Raw genomic sequence first — 17,653 nt, 5'->3', positions numbered from 1 at the left:
TGCCGCTGACTGCTCCGGCCTTAGCAAGCCGGGGTAACACTGCCCACGCTATTGGATGATCAGGCTGTCCGTGAGTTCCAGCTCCACCAGGGTATTGGGCTGCAGCGTCACCACCCGGTCAATGTTGGTAGCGCTGGCAGCTGCGCCCACGAGACTGCCGGCCAAGATGGGCAAGAAACCCCATCCCCCGGTAAGCACCCCTAAGGCCAACCCGCCCGCTGCTCCGTAGCCCGCTCCCCGCGCGACGGTGGTGCCCATATCGGTGTTGCGATCCAGCCCAACCGGCAGCAGAGAAGACTGACCTCTGACGAGATAAGTGGAAAAGCCAATGGTGAGGCGATGAGCCACAAAGCGGCTGCCGACAACCCGCTCTTGGGAACTGGCGCCCTCCACCTCCCGGCTAGAAAGCTTCAGTTCTTGGTAGACCGGCTCGAAGGTGCCCCACACCACACTCCCTGGCGGGATCACCATCTGGCCAAAGCGATCCACCACCGGCTCAGCAACCTCCAGATGGGCACTGATGGCCTGGTAGGGCTGGAAGGTAATGGGGCGGTAGACTGTGAGGAGAAGGCGGGTACCGGCTGGCAGCTCGCCCCGCGTGGCTCCGGCCCGGTTTCCCCCTGGGCTAAGGTCGGGCCGCCGCTGGTAGGAATAGGCTTCGCCTGGAGAAGCTTGCTCACCTGGGGCTGTTTGAGCGGGCACCACCGGGATTGGATCCAAAACCGGGGTCGTGGAATCCAGCGGCATTTGCGGCACCTGAGGCACCGGCGGCAGGGCTTGCGGAGCCGTGGAACCGGGCGGGTCGCTGAGCAGAGGGAGGGTGGGGACGGGACTGGGCTGAGGAGCTTGGGGAGTAAACTCAAACTGCTGGGCAGCAACTGCAGTAGCCGCAGCAGCCCACAGCACTCCGCCCACCAGCCACCCCAAGCCAACCCTTTGCCACGACAGCGAAAATGGCCGCAACGCTGAGCTCATGGATCCCATCCAGTCACACCTGGCAGTAGCTTAGCATCCTGACTGGCCTCACCCCCCTAGATGTAGGGGTGGCAAGGGCCAAGAAGCACTATTAAGGCCTATTGGCCGGGCACGTCCGCTAGTTTTCCTGAACCGCTGTTGCGATGGGGGCAGGGGCGAAGTTGGGAACCAGGTTGGCGTCTTCGAAGCCGGCCAAGATAGCGTCAATTTGGCCGGGATCCTCAAGGAGCTTGCCGTCAGTGGCAGCGCAGGTCAAGACAGTGATGGCCTGGGCGCGGCTGGGGACATCGTTGGGGCGAAAGGTGCCGTCCATTGAGCCCGGCAATGTACTCAGCACCCCATTAGGTGCTGATATCAGAAGAGTTGAAGAAGACGAGCCAAACTGCGCACTCAGACAGGGAAACCTTCCAAAAAGTTCTATCCGGCTGCCGGTTTTGCCAGCCGTTTTAGGGGGCAGGATTGGGGTAGCGCTGATGCACTGCCTCGATCTCCACCAGGATCTCAGGCGATAGCTCCACCTCCAGGCAACTGAGGTTTTCCTTGAGCTGGGCGAGATTGGTGGCCCCAATGATGGTGCTAGTGACAAACCAGCGGCTGCGCACAAAGGCCAAAGCCAACTGGGCAGGGGTCAGGCCGTGCCGGCGGGCAATCTGGACATAGGCGGTTACGGCCTCTTCCACATTGGGCTTGCGGTAGCGCTGGCCAAAGCTCTCAAACAAAACCAAGCGCGATCCCGGCGGCTTGGCGCCCCCTAGGTACTTTCCTGTCAGCACTCCAAAAGCTAAGGGACTGTAGGCTAGCAAGCTCACCTGCTCGTGGCGGCAGACTTCCGCCAAGCCCATTTCAAACGTGCGGTTGAGGAGGCTGTAGGCATTCTGAATCGAGACCACCTTGGGCAAGCCCAATTGCTCGGCCACGTGGCAGAACTCGCAGAGTCCCCAGGGGGTTTCATTGCTCAGGCCGATGTAGCGCACTAGGCCCTCCTGCACCAGTTCCGCCAGCCCCTGCAGTTGCTCAGCAATGGGAACTGTGGGCCGCTCTTGAGAAGGGTCGTAGGCCACGCCCCCAAACAGCGGCACATAGCGATCCGGCCAGTGGATTTGGTAGAGGTCGATGTAGTCGGTTTTTAGGCGTTTGAGGCTACCGGCCACTGCCTGTTTGAGGTTGTCGCGGGTGATCGACAAAGACCCGCCGCGGATCCAGTGCCAGGGCCGACCGGGGCCGGTGATCTTGGTGGCTATGATGAGGCGATCCCGGGGTTGGTGCCGCAGCCACTCGCCGATGTAGCGTTCTGTAGCTCCCTGGGTCTCCGCCCGCGCTGGCACCGGGTACATCTCCGCCGTATCGATGAAGTTGATCCCGTGCTCCACTGCGTAGTCGAGCTGCTCCCAAGCCTCGGCCTGGGTATTCTGCTCACCAAACGTCATGGTGCCCAGGCAGATCTCTGAAACCTGGAGAGGACTGTGGCCAAGCTGGCGGTAGCGCATGGGGACTCTCGATCGCCTAACCCGAGACGTAGCCCTATTCTGAGGCCAGTTGCCTGCCTGTGGGATCCCTCGCCTACTGCAGGACAGGGACGTACTCGCGGTAGATCTGGTTTAAGATTTCCAGGCCAATGCGGCTGCGACTGTCGGGGGGGCGAGCTTCAATGGCCGCTTTGACCTGTAAAATCGTGCCCACCGGATAGGGCGAGCGCAACTCCTCCTGCTTGCCCAAAAACACATCGGTAAAGTAGTCGATCAGCCGCCGCACTGCCCCCATATCTTTGCGGGAGATCTCCATATCCAAAACGGTGGTCAATTTGGCTCGCATCGCCTGAAAGCTTTGCTGGCTGGTGTTAAGGGCCACCCGCTTGGCCAGGCTATCCACCAGAATTTGGCTGATCTTCTCCACATTTTGAGTCACGATCTCGCGGTGGCGGGCAGCAAAGCGCAGTTGCACTTCATGCAAAAATTGTTCTCGCTCCAGGATTTGGATGCCCTGCTGCTCCAGATCCACTCCGTAGCTTTGCAACTGCTTGTACTGGTTCAAAATCCATTGGCTGTAGAACGAATCGGCCAAAACCCGCCAGTAGCCGATGATGGTTGACTCGGCAAAGGGGATGCTCAGCAAATAGGCCTCGCTGGTGATCCAGTGCAAATGCTCGGTCAGGTTGTCCCGGTCTTTCTCGTCCAAGTAGGAGGTGCGCGGTACCCAAGCTGACCCGTACTCGCTTTTCACCTCTACGGGTAGGGAGACCAAGAGGGTGTCGAAAAATTGATGGAGGCTGAAAAGGAGAAACTTCTTCGGATCCTGGAGGCGGTTGAGCAGCTCTTGTTTTTTCTCTTCCTGATATTGAGCTACCAACTGCTGGGCCGCGGCGGCCTGGCTGCGCGCTGCCTCTACATCTTGCCGTAGCTTTTCGATTTCTTCCGTACTCGGCACCTCGCTAGCAGCAGGCTCCCACTCTCCGCTGAAATAACTGCCGCCCGGCCCTGGACTCCCGAGGCTTGCCAGCGGTTCGTCGCTGTCGTTGTCCAGAGTCAGCAAGTGAGAAAGAGCCCGCAGCCGAGCTCGTCGATTGGAAGAGCACAGGGATCCCACCTCCACCGGATCCCGACTTTCCCAGCCGTCCAGCCCACCGATGCGGTAGAGCGTATAGAAATACTTGCTAAGCAGCAGCGCGAGGAGATGGTGGTTTTTGACGTCGTTGTACTCCAAGTAGGCCCGCAGGCATAGTTGAAAAGCGATGTTGGGCAGGCTGCGACACACCCCCATGATGTGGGAGTACACCCTTTGCAGGTGGGGCCGAAAGCGGCGTGGGATCGCCTCCGGCCGCAGGCCGCGCAGCAAAAACTCCGGCTGGCGCAGATCTTGGGGGGTGAAGTAAAGGCTTTCTTGCCAGAGCAGTTCGTCCAAGTCGCGGGCAAAAATCGGCCTTAGCTGATCCACGATTTGCACGACGACCGACTCGCTAAAAACCGGTATGACTTTTTCAATACGCAGTTGCTCGTAAACGGAGTACAGCCGCTCGCTGCGAAAGGACTCGATCGAGATCAGCCCCTTCATGGTTCCAATCCGACCGTCGCGCGTAAGAAACTTGTACACAATCTCGGCGGTGGCGTTGGGAGAGAGGATGAGAGTTCCTGTTAGATCAGGGGAAATTTGCAAAGGTCGCAGCAGGCGGCTGGTTTCGCTAAGGCTGAAGCAGCTCCAAGCTGCAGGGTTAAGCACCACCGACGATAAGCTGGCCAGCCATTGCTTCTCGTCCAGGTCTTCCAGACGAATCTCCCCCTCGAGGGCTCCAGTTGGCATGGGCGGCGGGGCGGTGCGTCCATCCTCAAGTGGAGAAGAAGATGGCCATCGTGGAGATGCACTCATGGGACACCACCCCAACGCGAGGGAGAAGGGACTGTTAGACGCTCTCGAATCTGCAGGTAGACTATAGAAGAAAGTATTCCCAGGTAGGTGTGATCTGCATCTCCCAAGGGACTTGGCGACTCTCCCTGGCGGCAAAGGGAAAGGGCATCCTGGAAGGTCTTTAGCCCCATTTTTCAGTATCCTGAGAAAGTTAGTTTCTGGGTAGCGGGCAATTACGGTTTGGGAGCGTCAGAGAGAGATAGAGGGGATTGCGGAAGCAACCTCTACTACTGCTAGCGGGCTAACTGGCGGCAACTCCCTCCCTGCGGGTTAACGACCAGATAGAGCGAGTGAGGAGAGGGGCGTTCTGGCAGAGCGCCTGAACGCGGTTTCAGCTTCGGGGATAGGAGGGCAGGGATGACGACTATTCTGGTTGTTGACGACGATCCCACCATTTGCTTGCTGTTGAAGCGATCCCTGGAGCAGCAAGGCTACACCGTCGAGATAGCCAGCAATGGTTCGGAAGGGCTGGAGAAGGCCCATCTTCTAGCCCCGGGGCTGATTATCTGCGACTGGATGATGCCTGATATGGATGGGCTGGAAGTCTGCCGGCGCATCAAGGCTGATCCCAAGTTTTCCACCACCTTCTTCATTTTGCTTACCGCCCGCACCGAAGTCGAAGACCGCATTCAGGGCCTAGATGCTGGGGCAGACGAGTTCCTCAGCAAGCCCATCGATCCCAATGAATTGCGAGCGCGGGTGCGGGCTGGGCTACGCTTGCACCAGCTCAGCTATGACCTGCAGCAGCAAACTGCTCGACTGCGGGCGGAGTTGGCCGAAGCAGCTAGCTATGTGCGCTCGCTTTTGCCCAAACCGGCCCACTTCCCCCTTCACCAGATAGCGATTGAGTGGTGCTTTTTGCCCTCCCAGGAGCTGGGGGGCGATTCGTTTAACTACCAGTGGCTGGACGAGGATCACCTAGCTATTTACCTTCTGGATGTCTCAGGGCACGGGGTGGGATCCGCCCTCTTGTCCGTGTCGGTGGTGAACCAGCTGCGCTCCCAGAGCCTGCCCGACACCGACCTGCGGCAGCCAGATGCGGTGTTGCGCGCCCTCAACCAGTCCTTCCAAATGGGATCCCACCATGACATGTACTTCACCCTCTGGTATGGGGTTTACCAGCCGGGATCTCGCTTGCTTTCTTTTGCCAGCGCTGGCCACCCCCCCGCTCTGTTGGTTGCTCAATCGGACCCCATCCCCCTAGAGCTGAAGACACCCAATTTGCCCATTGGCGTTTTGCCCGAGCAGGACTTTGCCAGGGACGAAGTGCGGATCCCGGCGAACAGTTGTCTCTACGTGTTCAGCGACGGGGTTTACGAAGTGTCCAGCTCGGAAGGGATCTGGGGGATAGAGAACTGGAAGTCGTTCCTAGGCGCCCATGCCTGCATTGGCGTCGATCACGTTCTGCAACACATCCAATCTTTCCGCGGCAGGGCGGCTCTTGAAGATGACTTTTCTCTGCTCCGTATCAGCTTTGGCTAGTAGCTCAAGAAGGAGGGAATGGGGATGATTGAAGAGCTGAACCGGGATCCGCTCCCTGAAGCTCCTCCCACTGGCTAGGAGTAAAGGTACGGAGAGCTAGGGCATGGAGACGGCCATCCTGAAGGTAGGGCTTCAAGGCCTCGTTCACCAGCCGGTGCTGTTGGATGAGGGACAGGCCCTGGAACTGCTCAGCTACAACAACAGCCTGAAAATGGTTGCCATCGCCCACGGTATCTTCTACGTGCACTTTGGCGCCGGGTAGGGCAGCCTGTATCAACGCCTCGATTTCCCGCGAATCCATGCGCCGTCTTCCTGGCTTCGGCCCAAGAAACGTAAAGAAGCTCTCCTCCTGTTTGCAGATATTATAGCGGGGACTGGATTTGAACCAGTGACCTTCGGGTTATGAGCCCGACGAGCTACCAGGCTGCTCTACCCCGCGTCGCTTTTCTACTCTAGCCTGCTTCTTCCAGGGTCGGCAAGTCCTCGGTTACCGACCAAAAAAATCCCCCTGGCAACCAGGGGGAAGGGCAAGAGCAGAACCTCTAGGGCAGCAGTTCCTCAAGGGCCTCCTCTTTGGTGTTGGTGCGGCGAGAGAGGGTGCGGCGATCGAAGGTCATGTGGATCTCGCGGGTTTGCTCGCCGTCGGCAGCTACAGCAAAGATGGGAAAATCGATGTTGCCGTCGGGGAAAGCCATGTGGAAGCGGAAAGTGCCATCAGGGTTGAGCTGGATCTTGCGCCCCCCGATGGTGACGGTGGCATCGGGCTCCGTGGCTCCATAGACGATGAGTTCGGCATCGGCCACCAGCCAGAACTTACGGGAGCGCCGCGGTAGCACTTCGGAAGCGCCCGAGAACAGCCCCAACCCCGAGCCAGAGGCCATCCAAGGAGCAGCAGGCACTTCTGCCATGCCCATCATGCCCACCCCGGACGGAACGATGAACGAGCTGATGGCCTGCTCCGGCACCAGTTGGCGGCTGCCAAACAAGGATCCCGCTACTCGCATCGCCTCGAAAGCCCCCACCATGTCCAGGAAGGGATCCGCTGTCCTCTCCCGCTGCGGCTCGTCGCCTTTGTAGGCCACCACGCCCATGCCGGTAGCGCTGCGCTTGTAGGGCTCGGTGAGCTGGTAGAGGGTGCGGCCCTGGAGGGGCATGTCAAAGGGCACTGTCAGGAAGTGCTCTTCAAACCAGTCAGAAGGGAAGACTGGCGGCACCATCACCGCCGCCGAGCGGGCCAACACGAGCCAGCGACCATCCGCCGTCCGGTAGCCAATCTCCACCAGGTAGGAGCGATCGCTCACCGGGATCGGCAGGTACCATTCCCGCGCCAACTCGTCGCAGGGGTACTCCTGCATGCTGTGGGCCGGCTGGCGGTCGAAATCGATATCCGTTACGTCATAGAGGCGCAGCGCCAACTGCTGACCTCCCTCGCGGCGCTTGCTCTCTTTGGCCTCGTTGGGCACATCCCAGTAGGCGTAGGCCCACTGGGGATCCCGCGGCAGCAGAACAATGCGGCTTTCGCCATAGCCACCTGGCAGATCCCCTAACCCTTTATCCACATCGGCCAGATCCGGCTTGCTGGCAACCTCCGGACCCACAAACTTCGTTTGGGTAACCGATTCTTGCCCGCTGGGCGCTGGCATGGTATCGACAGGGCGCCCAGACTTAGCTTTGGCCTCCCGAATGGCCTCGATAAGCTGGTCTTTGGTCATGCGGCTGTACTTGGGGATCTGATAGCGGGCCGCTTCTTCCCGCAACTGCCGGATGGTCATTTCTTCTAAGGGGATCCGCTCTGGTGGCATGGTCGGGGCCTCCTCTCCTCAACAAATCGGGCTTGTGCGCACACTCAACTGGCTAACCGATAAGGCTGATCCCAGCTTGCGGCTAAGCGCAACCCCTGACCTACTGGGGTGACAGCCGACTTTGCGTCTTCCAACCGCTGATGACTACAGGTTGGGATCAGCGGGGATCAGTAATGATGACCCTATGTTCACGTATTTCTTCCTATTGGTCAAGAGCTTGGGGATCGCTGGGGATCAGAAAGAAAGGAGGACTGCGCGCGATCCCCTGCCAAACCACCCCCGCCTGGATAGCATGGGGGAACGAGCGGCTGCGGATTTTCAGGCCAAGAGGTGTGGGCATGAGAACTCAAGGCGCAGGGATCCGGATCAAGGCGGCAGCCCTGGGACTCCTGGCAGGGGGACTTGTCTTGCCGGGGGAAGCGGTCGAGGCGCAGACACTGTTTCCTCCCCTCCACCGCCTGCAGGGGGGATCCCCTACCCCAACCCTTGAGAAACAAGAAGCGCCCTGGCGTTCGGTCACTCCCGACCAGCTATTTCCTGACGAGAACGCAGGATCAGAAGGGCCGATTTTCGATTTGGACTTGTTGCGCCAGTTGGACATGAGCGCCGGCGGCGGTGGCTTGGGGTCTGGGCAAGGGGAAGTAATCGGGCCTGGCAGCGGCCAGAGCGGGGTGCGCGGCTCCAGTCCTGGCTCAGGGGTGGGCACAGGCCAAGGGTCAGGGGATGGAACTGGCCTGGAGGCGGGATCCCAGCGGCCCCAGTCCCAGGTAACAGGGCTGCTGGTCGATGCCCGCGGCCTGGACTTTCTGCCCAGCCAGTCGATGCGCCTTTTGGATCCCGATGGCAACCCTGTTTACCCGCCCATCAACCTTGGCCAGGATCTCAACGCCGCCTTTGTGGGCAGCGAGGGCACAGCCGCCTACGCCACCTCGGAAGAGCAGGCCCGCTGGTTAGTCAACCGCATTGGGGAGCGGCCCCACCGCATCCGCGCCCTGCGCACCTTGGGCTATGACCTGGTGATCTCTGCCGAAGATGCCTTCAATCTGCGCCAGATGAACGCCGCCGATGGCTTTCTGGATCGCTTTGCCGTGGTGGTCATCTGGGATGGCAGCCAAGCCAGCTTGCCCTAAGTCTAGCCCCTCCCCAAAACCTGGCTGGAAGGCTGACCTGGGGATGCTAGCCTAGCGAGAGGGCTCTACACCACTGACCCAGACGGCATAGCCCTATGCAACGGTTTGCCAACCAACCCCTGCGGGAACGGCCACATCTAGCGGTATTTTCTTCCAGCAAGGTGGGCAACTTTGTGGTCACCATCCCCCTCTTGCGTGGCCTCAAGGAAAAATACCCCGGCTGTGTGCTGGATTTTTTTGGCAGCGAAATTACCCGCGACTTTGAGCTCCACTGCCCCTACATCGACTTCAGTTTCCCCCTCTACAGCCGCCGCCCCGATTACCTCGAGGCCCTAGCGGCCGCTGTGCGGGATCGCGTGGCTCAAGCTGGTCCCTACGATCTGGCCATCAATTGCGACGAGTTTAGCGAGCTCAACCTGGTGGCGGTAACGGCCCTGCGACCCCAGTACATTGCCGGGGCTGGCCTGACCTTGGATTTTCGCCGCAAGTTGGATCCCGGCTCCGACCCGGTGCAGCGCATGCTCCAGGACGACGACTGGAACAGCCCGGAGTTTTTGCAGCGCTACAGAGATATCCTCACCAGCAACTACATTGCCGAGATCTTCTGCCGCCTGGCCTATGTAGAGACGGATTTCTTCCGCCTAGAGCTCCCCAGCCGGGATCCCGATTTTCCGGTGCCGGAGGTCCTCGTGCACATCACCACCACCCGCCGCGCCAAGATGTGGCCGCTTGAATACTGGCGCCAGGTAATCCAGTGGTGCCAGGGCCAGGGCTTGCAGGTGGGGCTAGTGGGCAGCGCCCCCGAGCTGCAGCGATCCCTCTACCACGGCGACGGCGAGGAGCAACTGCTGGCTGAAACGGAGATGATTGACTTGCGGGGCAAAACCACCCTCCTCGAGCTGGCGGGGGCCCTGAAGCGGGCGCGGGTCTGTATCTCCGTGGATGCGGGGCCAATGCACATTGCGGCAGCTGTAGGCTGTCCCACCATTGCTCTATTTGGCAACGATGCCGACGGCGATGGAGCTAGCCCCGTGCGACTGTGGGCACCTCGCTTGCCCCATGTTTACGTTACCCAGACTCCCTATAAATGTCGGGTCTGCGCAGAAAACAAGTTCAAAAACGAAGCCTGCCTAGTGGAAGGCCACCCCTGTATGGTTCACCTCAAGCCGGAAACGGTCATTAGCTACCTCAAGGAGATTCTCAAGAAAAGCTAGGGGTCCCGTTTTGCCCTGCCCCTTGGAGCAGTCTGGTAGACAGCAGGGAGTGCCCAGGTGGGCAGGCTGGATCCCCAAAAGTCTGGCTGAGCTGAGAGTTTGAGGCCGAAAACTCTGTACCTAGACCATTTGGGTGTGAGCTGTGACTCCAAGGAGGAGGTACAGCCATCAAGGGAGCCGCCTTGCTGAGCAAAGAAACAAGAGGGCTTGGCAGGGAGTTGCCCTAAAGCTGCTAGCCACCTTTTGCTTTGCCTGCTTGGGGGTAATCATCCGGCTCAACACTCCTGCTCTGCACCCTTTTGAAATTGTGTTTTTGCGCAACCTCTTCGGGTTTCTTGCCCTGGTACCGCTGCTTTTGCGAGCAGGGATCCACTCTCTGCACACTGCCAAGATGAGCTTTTACCTCCTGCGCTCGGCAATTAGCACCCTGGGAATGCTGCTTTCCTTCTGGGCGGCCAGCCTGTTGCCTTTGGCAGAGGCCACGGCCCTGAGCTTTGTCCAGCTTTTGTTTGCTGGCATGATGGCGGTTTGGGTGCTGGGAGAACAGATGCGCCCCTCGCGCTGGCTGGGTTTGGGCTTAGGAGTTGTCGGGACTTTGGTGATGCTGAGGCCGGGCTTTCGCGAATTCTCTTTGGGCACAGGGCTAGCCTTAGCGGCGGCGCTTCTTTTTGGCTGGGTGATCATCGTGCTTAAGATCCTCGCCCGCACCGAGTCCAGCCTCACGATCACTGCCTACATGGGCCTGTTGCAGACTCCCCTTTCCTTCTTGGCTGCCGTTTGGGTTTGGACCTGGCCTTCGCCGGAGCAGTGGCTGTGGATGGTGGCAATGGGGCTGTTGGGCAGCCTTGGCCAGGTGGCCCTTGCCCAAGCCTACAAGCTAGCCGACGTAACGATGCTCCTGCCTTTGGATTTCTCCCGCCTCCTCTGGGCTAGCCTGCTCGGGTTCTGGGTGTTTGCCGAGATCCCGGATGGGTGGACTTGGGTAGGCGGAACCCTGATTTTAGCAGGCGTCACCTCCGCGGCATACAGCGAGGCCCGCCAAGCCCGTAGTAGGGGAGTCTGCCAAGGACAATGACTTACACCCGTGGCAGGACGGGGCTGGAGCTGGTCACGTCAGTGGTGGTGAGGGCCGCCAGCAGGGCTTCGGGGCTAACAGGGAAGGGCAGGTGGTGGATATCCGATCCCGGCTGGCAGGCCACTTGGGCAGCGTGCAGCAGCTCGGCGGATCCCAGGTGGCCTAGGTGCAGATCCCGCAGGTTCAGGGGCAGTCCCACCTGGCGGTAGAACTCCAGCAACTGAGTGCGGGCCGCTAGCGCCAACTGGCTTCCCTGCAAGATCTCCTCCAGGCGGAGCTGGGCCAAGATGCCAAAAGCCACTTTCTCCCCGTGCAGGGTGGCCCGGTGCCCCCTCAGATGAGTAAGGCCATTGTGGACAGCGTGGGCGGCCACGGTGCGACACTTGGCCCCTCCCAAGCCGCCGACGATCCCCGCTAGGCAAATGCAGGCATCCACCACTTGCTTCCAAGCAGTTCCGCCCGGCTCCCTCAAGGCCGCCAAGGATTGCTGGAACAGCAGATCCCGCAGGACACGGGCTTGTTGCACAGCAGCAATCACCAAGGCATCTTCCGAGTTGCCACTGCTTACAGAAGACTCGTACCACTTGGCCAAGGCGTCTCCGATCCCGGCCACTAGCGTGCGCGCTGGGGCTTGCAGAATGAGCTCATAGTCCAGGATCAGGGCAGCGGGAGCTTGATCCAAGGCCACATCCCGCTGAAAGGCGCCTGCATCGGAGTAGATGTTGGACAGGGCACTCCAGGCAGCACAGGTGGCGGCAGAGGTGGGCACCGTTACCACTGGGATCCTCAAACGATGGGCCACCAGCTTGGCCGTGTCCAGGGCCTTGCCGCCTCCTACCCCCAAAATGCCGGTTACCGATTCTGCTGTGGCCAGTGCCTGCAGGCGAGCCAGCTCCGACTCACTGCAGTCAACCCCGTAGGTAGTCCAGTAAACCTGGACGGCGGGATCCCGAGCAAAATTGCGCTTCAGGGGCAGCTCTGCCACGGCCAGGGATCGCTCCCCCCCAATGACCAACACCCGGGATCCCAGAACCGTCAGAGGTACAGTCCCCAAGATGCCCCTGCCCCGGTACAGGCGGGCCGGCGCCGGGATGGCTAGGTCCAATTCACAAGTTCTCATTCCCAAAAGGGGCAATTACAGACTACGATTCTAGCCGCCAGTTCTGCCTTTCCCACCTCAGGTGTAGTCACGGGCAGGCCTCGCCTGCTTAGAAGGGGTTGAAGGGAGGGTCTGCTATCACAAATCTTTGCCAGCAGTCAACTACGAGCGGTGGTAACCCCCCAACAGATTGGGTAGTATGCGTCTAGCAGTGGCGCAGAGGGTGGGGTTTCCCAGCGTGTTCGGCTTCTTCGGCGGTTTCAAAGCCCAAACCATGCTTGGGGTGGAGATTAACCCCGAGCGCATCGCCGTTGCCCAACTCAAAAAGCAGGGTAGTGGCCGCTATCGGCTGGCTCACTACCACAGCGTGGAAATGCCCGAGGGGGCGATGGCCGAGGGGCGCATCCTCGATCCCAACACCGTTGGCCTGAGCTTGGCTAACTTGCTCAGCGAGCACAAGGTGCCCACCAACTTGCCGGTGGCAACCGCGGTGCCGGCGCGGGAGGCCATTGTTCGCCTCCTTCGCCTACCGGCTGATCTGCCTGCCGATGAACTGCGGCGGGTGGTTTTGGAGCAGGAGGCGGAACTCTACATCCCCTACCCGCGGGATCAGGCGGATGTGGACTACCAACCCCTGGGCCTTGACCTTTCCCAGGATGGCATTGAGCGCATCGAGGTGCTGCTGGTGGCAATCCCCAAGGAGGTGGTGGACAACTACCTGGCGGTGCTGCAAGCAGCCAACTTGAAAGCGCGCTGTGTGGAGCTGGCCAGCTTCTCCCTCATTCGCACCATCCGCGACCAGCTCCTCCAGTACAGCCCTCAAGAGGCAGTGTTGCTCAGCTCCATCGGCTACGACAGCAGCGAGATCAGCATCTTGGTCAACGGCATCCCCCAATTTACCCGCACGGTTAACATCGGCACTGTCCACATGCGGCAGGTGCTGACCCAGTCTCTCAGTTTGCCCTTCAGTCGCACTGGCGAGCTGTTGCGAACTCTGAGGTTACCCCTGCTCAACCCCAACGAGGTTTTGCTTGGCGGTGGGCAGGCGGTTTCCAGCAACCCAGGCGTGGCCGCAGTGGCGCGTGTTGTTACCGACTTGGCCGATGAGCTGAAGCGCTCCATTGACTTCTTCACGAGCACGGAAAGCAACTTCCCCGTGGTGAAGGTCTTTCTGGCCGGCTCCGGGGCCACTATCGGCCAGGTGGATGCTTTCCTATCTCAGTCGTTGGGCATGGCTGTAGAGCTGGCGGATCCTTTTGGCAACATCCTTGTGCCGGATGCCATCGAGGTGCCTCTAGAGGAGCGCCCGGCGATGGGAGTAGCTCTGGGTCTGGCCATGCGGGAAGCCGGCAAGGGATGACCTGCAATACCTAAGCGAGGCGACAGATGTACACCCCGGAGATCAACTTTCTTAAAGAAAGACCGGAAGTTCCCGCCTCCGTCCAGACAGGGGCAGAGGCAATAGCTGCCCCACCCACTGCCGCAGGAGTGGGGAGCTGGGCCCTGGCCCTTGGCCTGGGGTTTGCTGCGGCTGCCGTGGCCATGGGGGGTTTTTGGTATTTCCAGGCCCACTTCTTGCGCCAGAGAGATGCCCTAAGGGCAGAGCGAACCCGCCTCGAAGGGGAACTCAGCACAGCCAATGCCGAGTTAACCCGACTCCAGGGCCTCAGCCAAGAATTACAAACCATTCGCGCCCAGACGGAGGGCTTCCGCTCTTTCCTGGGATCCATCCAGCCCTGGTCAGCCATTTTGGAGGAACTGCGGCGCCGGATCCCTGGGCAAGGGGTGTGGATAACCAACATCAGCGCTTCTGGGGACACCGTAAACATACAAGGAGAGGCGCTGGATTTTCCCTTGGTGAACGACTTTTTGCTCACCTTGCTGGATTCCAACTTCGTAACCAGCGCCGTTCTCAACAGTGCCTCTCGAGCGGAGGGCACACCTGAAACTGAAGCCAGCGTTGCTTACAGCATAACAGTTACTGTTCGGACTATCGGGGATCCCGACCCAGAGTTTACCCGTGAGCTGGAACAGCGGGGAGCAATAGGCCTAGTTGAAAAGATCCGTACCTTGCGTCAAGCGGAGGCGAACTGATGACTGGCTCGCTGGAAAGTTTTCACGATGAACAACTGATGGCACCTCCAGCAGGGCCGCCGGTACTGCTGGGTGTCGAGCTAACTCCCATTCGCATTGGACTTCTGATTGGAATCTTGGGTGTGGGCATGGCGGGCTTTCTGGCCTTCACCCAACTCCGTCCTCTGATCGAAGAAGTGCAAGCCTTGGAAAGAGAGGTGGCCCAAAAAACCAGCCAGTTGCAGGAGGTGCAGGGCCAGATTGCCAGCTTGCAGGATCTGCCCAACCAGATCGAGAGGGCTCGCGGGCAGCAGCAACAGCTCAGCGCTTTGTTTGCTACTCCTGAGAATGCCGACACTCACCTGATCGATCTCAACCGCCTGGTGCAGGGGCAACCTAACAGTCAGTTGCTCAGTTTCAGACCTTCTCCTTTAACGCCGGCTTCTTCGGACAACCCCGAAGTGCCCGCAATCATTGCTCCAGCCATCCAGGTGCAGACCACGCGCGTCACAGTGCAGGGTCCCTACGCCGACATTATCAACCTCATGAGAGACATCGAGCGTTTTCGAGCTCTGTTCCGCGTGGGCAACCTCTCCCTCAATCCCGTTCAAGGGAGGGGGGAGCTGAACGTCGCCTTCGACTTGACCGCCTATTACTACAACAAAGACATTCCCTTGGGTACTGCCCCTGCGCCCGAAGGATAACCCTCCCCTGCACCAGAACAGCCCGCCCCTACTCAATCTGAACCAGAGCAGCCAGCACCCGGTCAATAGGTCAGCCTGAACCCTGCTTAGGCTCTGGTGGCTGACAGCGGGCTCTGTCGCAAGGGGCAACCCAGAGGTGAGGGACATCTATCTAGTGTGACTGTAGGGAAGATTGGAGAAAAAAGCCTCTACAGGTAGTGGCAAAAGCTAAAATTTCGGCTTTGATTAGGGAAGCACGGCCTAGACCTGTGCTGAAGGTCAAGCAGGAACACGCTTGGACAAGGGAGTGAGGTGTGAGGATAATGAGCCGTCGAGCTGCTTGGGGATGGGCATTGAGCTTGATCCTTTCTCTGCCCCTGTTGGCCGTAGAAAGCCGGCCTGATGAGGCTGCTGCCCAACAATTGACCTCCACCCATCCGCAAAGCCTCAGCCGTATCACCGATATTCGGCTAGTGCCCCACGGCAACCGCATGAGACTGGAGATCCAAACCACGGGGGGCGCCCGTCCGCAGGTGTTCTTTACCCAACAGGGCCGGTCTTGGATTGGGGATATCGCCAATGCCCAACTGGATAGAGGTCAAGGCCGCTATCGTCAGGATTCTCCCCTGCCGGGAGTGCGCTTCATCGAAGCCAAGCAAATAGGTAGTGACAGCGTGCGGGTAGAAATTGCCGGCGTTGCGGCAGCTCCCCAAGGCTTGCTGGCCCAGCGTAGCCCAACGCAGTTGGTCTTCGAGTTTGAGGGCTTGCCCTCTGCCCTGCCAGCTCCTGTAGCTGCAGCGCCCAGCCAAGAAGTAGTGCCCAATCAACCAGCCTCGCCAACTCGAGCTCAGCCTGGTGCCCCACCGGCAACCCCTGCCTCTTCTCCGGCTGCTCAAAACTCTCCTTCTCCCCGCGTGGCAGCTGCTACTCCTCAGCCTCTTGCCCAAAACTCCCCCTCTTCCCCGCCAGCTCAGACAGCTCCTACTCCTCAGCCAGCTTCTCCTAGGCCGGTCATTTCTCAGGTGCCCTCCGTGGGCCAGCTTAACCAACCGCAATTGCCGCCAGGAAGCTTGCCCACTGGATCCCCCTTCCAGGGGAGAGCTGTGGCTCCTCCTGCTGGCGATATTGCCGTTGGCACAATCCTGCCTGATCCACCTACAGTGGATCTCGGATCCAATGCCAGGATTAGCTTGACCTTGAAAGATGCTCCTGTGGGCGATGTGTTGAGCCTGCTGGCGCGGCGAGCAGGGTTGAATGTGGTGCTCAACGACGTCCCACCCGATCTAACCATCTCTCTGGATGTGCAAGACTCGCCCTTACAGGAGACATTCAACTTTATCTTGCGGCTAAAACAGTTGCAGGCTCAGCGCCGGGGTCAGACTGTATTCATTGGAAAAACGTTGCCAGGAGTGGCAGGGGTTCTGGTGCGGAACTACCGCTTGAATCAGGCAGTCGCTACCAAGGAGTTGGTGGAGCGGCTCAAAGGAGTTCTAGACGCCGTTGCACCAGGTGCTCAATTTTTTGAGGATCCACGCACCAACTCTATTACTGTGGTTGGCACGCCACAACAGCAGGATATCATAGCTGCTCAGATTGCCCAGTTGGATGTGCGTCGGCGACAGGTTTTGATTTCTTTGAGAGCCGTTGATATTCGGCTAAGTAACAACGAAAGCCTGTCAATCAGCCTAGGGGGGGCTTCCGGAAACTTTGCTGTTGGAACTCTGGGGGAGGCCAATTTTGGCGGTCAACCACTCAACCAACCTGAAGGATCCTCGGTAAGCTCTATTGGGCCTGTAGGCCCATCGGGATCGATTACCGGGATATTTAACACCCTTAACCGGCTGCAGCGGTCTCTAGCCCTGAGGGTAGAGTCTGCATTACGAAACGGAACTGGAAAAATTCTAACTGACCCCAAAATTGTGGTGGCAGAAGGCGGATCCAGTCGAATTAGCATTGGAACCAGCGTGCCTATTAACGTTGAAGTCATCACCATACCCCAGGGCGAAAACCAGCCTCCAATTAGGACTCAGCGTTTGCAGCGAGAGGATGCCGGGGTTATCCTTAACGTCTCAGAAGTTAGGATAGATGACAATGGGTTTGTCACCCTGACCATTCAGCCGGAAATTTCTATTCCTGTACCCATTCAAGTATTGGAAGGTGGAGACTTCGCAGGCATTCAACTTTTTAACATCGACAGAAGGCGGCTGGAAGCATCTCAGCTCAGGTTAAGAGATGGGCAAACCTTTATTATTGCTGGCCTCATTCAAGACAGGGACATCGTTGACGTTCAAAAAGTGCCTTTCCTAGGCGACTTGCCTCTTTTGGGCGCTTTGTTCCGCTCTCAGAGTGTGAATAACGAGCGCAATGAGGTGGTCTTCATGCTAACGCCCTACATTATGGATGATAATGTTGCTTTTGGTCTTCCTCCCAATCCGTAAAATAGGGTTATGCCGAACTGCCAAGTTTCGTGACATCCTCCCAACACTGATACTATAGGCACAGCGCAGGACCCATAGCTCCCCACACCCCTCATGAGTTAACTCTCGACAGTCCTGAGTTACTGGCTGCATTAGCTTCGGGATCCGTTGAGTTGCATTCAGCAGCTAATGGCTTCTTCAAGTGGCCTGGGATCCACCTCGGGCAACAAGCGCCAATTCCACCTGATTTTCTTGGGGCTGCCCCAGTTGCACCTCCACATCTCGGCCAAAGAAGCCTTGCATT

The 17,653-nt window shown here is 59.1% G+C and carries 16 protein-coding genes and 1 tRNA gene; 8 read left to right on the top strand and 9 right to left on the bottom strand.

The features are described from left to right. Positions 1-48 precede the first annotated feature (48 nt). The 4 genes from NW814_RS09985 to NW814_RS09970 form a co-directional block, all read right to left on the bottom strand. A complete protein-coding gene (locus NW814_RS09985) occupies positions 49-975 on the bottom strand; it encodes a hypothetical protein (RefSeq protein WP_414406182.1) in 927 nt (308 codons plus the stop codon). A gap of 118 nt (positions 976-1,093) precedes the next feature. Further along, a complete protein-coding gene (locus tag NW814_RS09980; RefSeq protein ID WP_414406181.1) occupies positions 1,094-1,288 on the bottom strand; it encodes a hypothetical protein in 195 nt (64 codons plus the stop codon). Between the two features lie 133 nt (positions 1,289-1,421). Beyond that, positions 1,422-2,462: an NADP(H)-dependent aldo-keto reductase gene (locus NW814_RS09975; RefSeq protein WP_414393008.1), complete on the bottom strand. Its 1,041-nt coding sequence runs from the start codon at positions 2,460-2,462 to the stop codon at positions 1,422-1,424. 73 nt (positions 2,463-2,535) lie between these two features. After that, positions 2,536-4,335, bottom strand: a complete 1,800-nt coding sequence (locus tag NW814_RS09970; protein WP_414406180.1) for a hypothetical protein — start codon at positions 4,333-4,335, stop codon at positions 2,536-2,538. Between the two features lie 396 nt (positions 4,336-4,731). On the opposite strand from NW814_RS09970, the gene NW814_RS09965 reads away from it, so the two are divergent. Next, entirely contained in the window at positions 4,732-5,856 is a 1,125-nt protein-coding gene (locus NW814_RS09965) for a PP2C family protein-serine/threonine phosphatase (RefSeq protein ID WP_414406179.1), read from the top strand. Positions 5,857-5,860: 4 nt separating this feature from the next. Here NW814_RS09965 and NW814_RS09960 read toward each other — a convergent pair whose 3' ends face one another. The 4 genes from NW814_RS09960 to NW814_RS09945 all read right to left on the bottom strand — a co-directional run bounded on the left by NW814_RS09960 (position 5,861) and on the right by NW814_RS09945 (position 7,998). Next, positions 5,861-6,157, bottom strand: a complete 297-nt coding sequence (locus tag NW814_RS09960) for a BolA family protein (RefSeq protein ID WP_414393014.1) — start codon at positions 6,155-6,157, stop codon at positions 5,861-5,863. A 64-nt stretch (positions 6,158-6,221) separates the two neighbouring features. Then, positions 6,222-6,295: transfer RNA gene (locus NW814_RS09955), tRNA-Met, on the bottom strand. Positions 6,296-6,398: 103 nt separating this feature from the next. Further along, on the bottom strand, positions 6,399-7,658 hold the full coding sequence (locus NW814_RS09950; RefSeq protein WP_414406178.1) for a DUF4912 domain-containing protein: 1,260 nt from the start codon (positions 7,656-7,658) through the stop codon (positions 6,399-6,401). A gap of 202 nt (positions 7,659-7,860) precedes the next feature. Next, positions 7,861-7,998, bottom strand: a complete 138-nt coding sequence (locus NW814_RS09945; RefSeq protein WP_414406177.1) for a hypothetical protein — start codon at positions 7,996-7,998, stop codon at positions 7,861-7,863. Between NW814_RS09945 and NW814_RS09940 the strand changes: the two genes are divergently transcribed. The 3 genes from NW814_RS09940 (at position 7,997) to NW814_RS09930 (ending at position 11,077) form a co-directional block, all read left to right on the top strand. Continuing rightward, entirely contained in the window at positions 7,997-8,788 is a 792-nt protein-coding gene (locus tag NW814_RS09940; RefSeq protein WP_414406176.1) for a hypothetical protein, read from the top strand. The two genes, NW814_RS09945 and NW814_RS09940, sit on opposite strands and share 2 nt — an antisense overlap. Before the next feature lie 95 nt (positions 8,789-8,883). Then, a complete protein-coding gene (locus tag NW814_RS09935) occupies positions 8,884-10,002 on the top strand; it encodes a glycosyltransferase family 9 protein (protein WP_414406175.1) in 1,119 nt (372 codons plus the stop codon). A gap of 142 nt (positions 10,003-10,144) precedes the next feature. Further along, positions 10,145-11,077: a DMT family transporter gene (locus tag NW814_RS09930; protein ID WP_414406174.1), complete on the top strand. Its 933-nt coding sequence runs from the start codon at positions 10,145-10,147 to the stop codon at positions 11,075-11,077. Between the two features lies 1 nt (position 11,078). Here NW814_RS09930 and NW814_RS09925 read toward each other — a convergent pair whose 3' ends face one another. Continuing rightward, positions 11,079-12,197 (bottom strand): iron-containing alcohol dehydrogenase family protein, encoded by a 1,119-nt coding sequence (locus NW814_RS09925; protein ID WP_414406173.1) that lies wholly within the window; start codon positions 12,195-12,197, stop codon positions 11,079-11,081. A 178-nt stretch (positions 12,198-12,375) separates the two neighbouring features. Here NW814_RS09925 and pilM point away from each other — a divergent pair, with 178 nt between their 5' ends. The 4 genes from pilM to NW814_RS09905 all read left to right on the top strand — a co-directional run bounded on the left by pilM (position 12,376) and on the right by NW814_RS09905 (position 17,370). Further along, the gene (gene pilM / locus NW814_RS09920) at positions 12,376-13,536 is read left to right on the top strand and encodes a type IV pilus biogenesis protein PilM (RefSeq protein WP_414406172.1); all 1,161 of its coding nucleotides are present in this window, start codon (positions 12,376-12,378) and stop codon (positions 13,534-13,536) included. A gap of 26 nt (positions 13,537-13,562) precedes the next feature. Next, positions 13,563-14,270 carry a PilN domain-containing protein gene (locus NW814_RS09915; RefSeq protein ID WP_414406171.1) on the top strand — a complete coding sequence of 236 codons (708 nt, stop codon included), beginning with the start codon at positions 13,563-13,565 and terminating at the stop codon, positions 14,268-14,270. Continuing rightward, the gene (locus tag NW814_RS09910; protein WP_414406170.1) at positions 14,270-14,953 is read left to right on the top strand and encodes a hypothetical protein; all 684 of its coding nucleotides are present in this window, start codon (positions 14,270-14,272) and stop codon (positions 14,951-14,953) included. Before NW814_RS09915 ends, NW814_RS09910 begins: the two co-directional genes overlap by 1 nt. Positions 14,954-15,255: 302 nt before the next feature. Then, a complete protein-coding gene (locus NW814_RS09905; RefSeq protein ID WP_414406169.1) occupies positions 15,256-17,370 on the top strand; it encodes an AMIN domain-containing protein in 2,115 nt (704 codons plus the stop codon). The last annotated feature ends 283 nt before the right edge of the window (positions 17,371-17,653 follow it).

It is taken from the genome of Synechococcus sp. R65.1, assembly GCF_047461755.1.
Lineage (GTDB): Bacteria > Cyanobacteriota > Cyanobacteriia > Thermostichales > Thermostichaceae > Thermostichus.
This window is presented reverse-complemented; position numbering and strand designations above follow the sequence as displayed.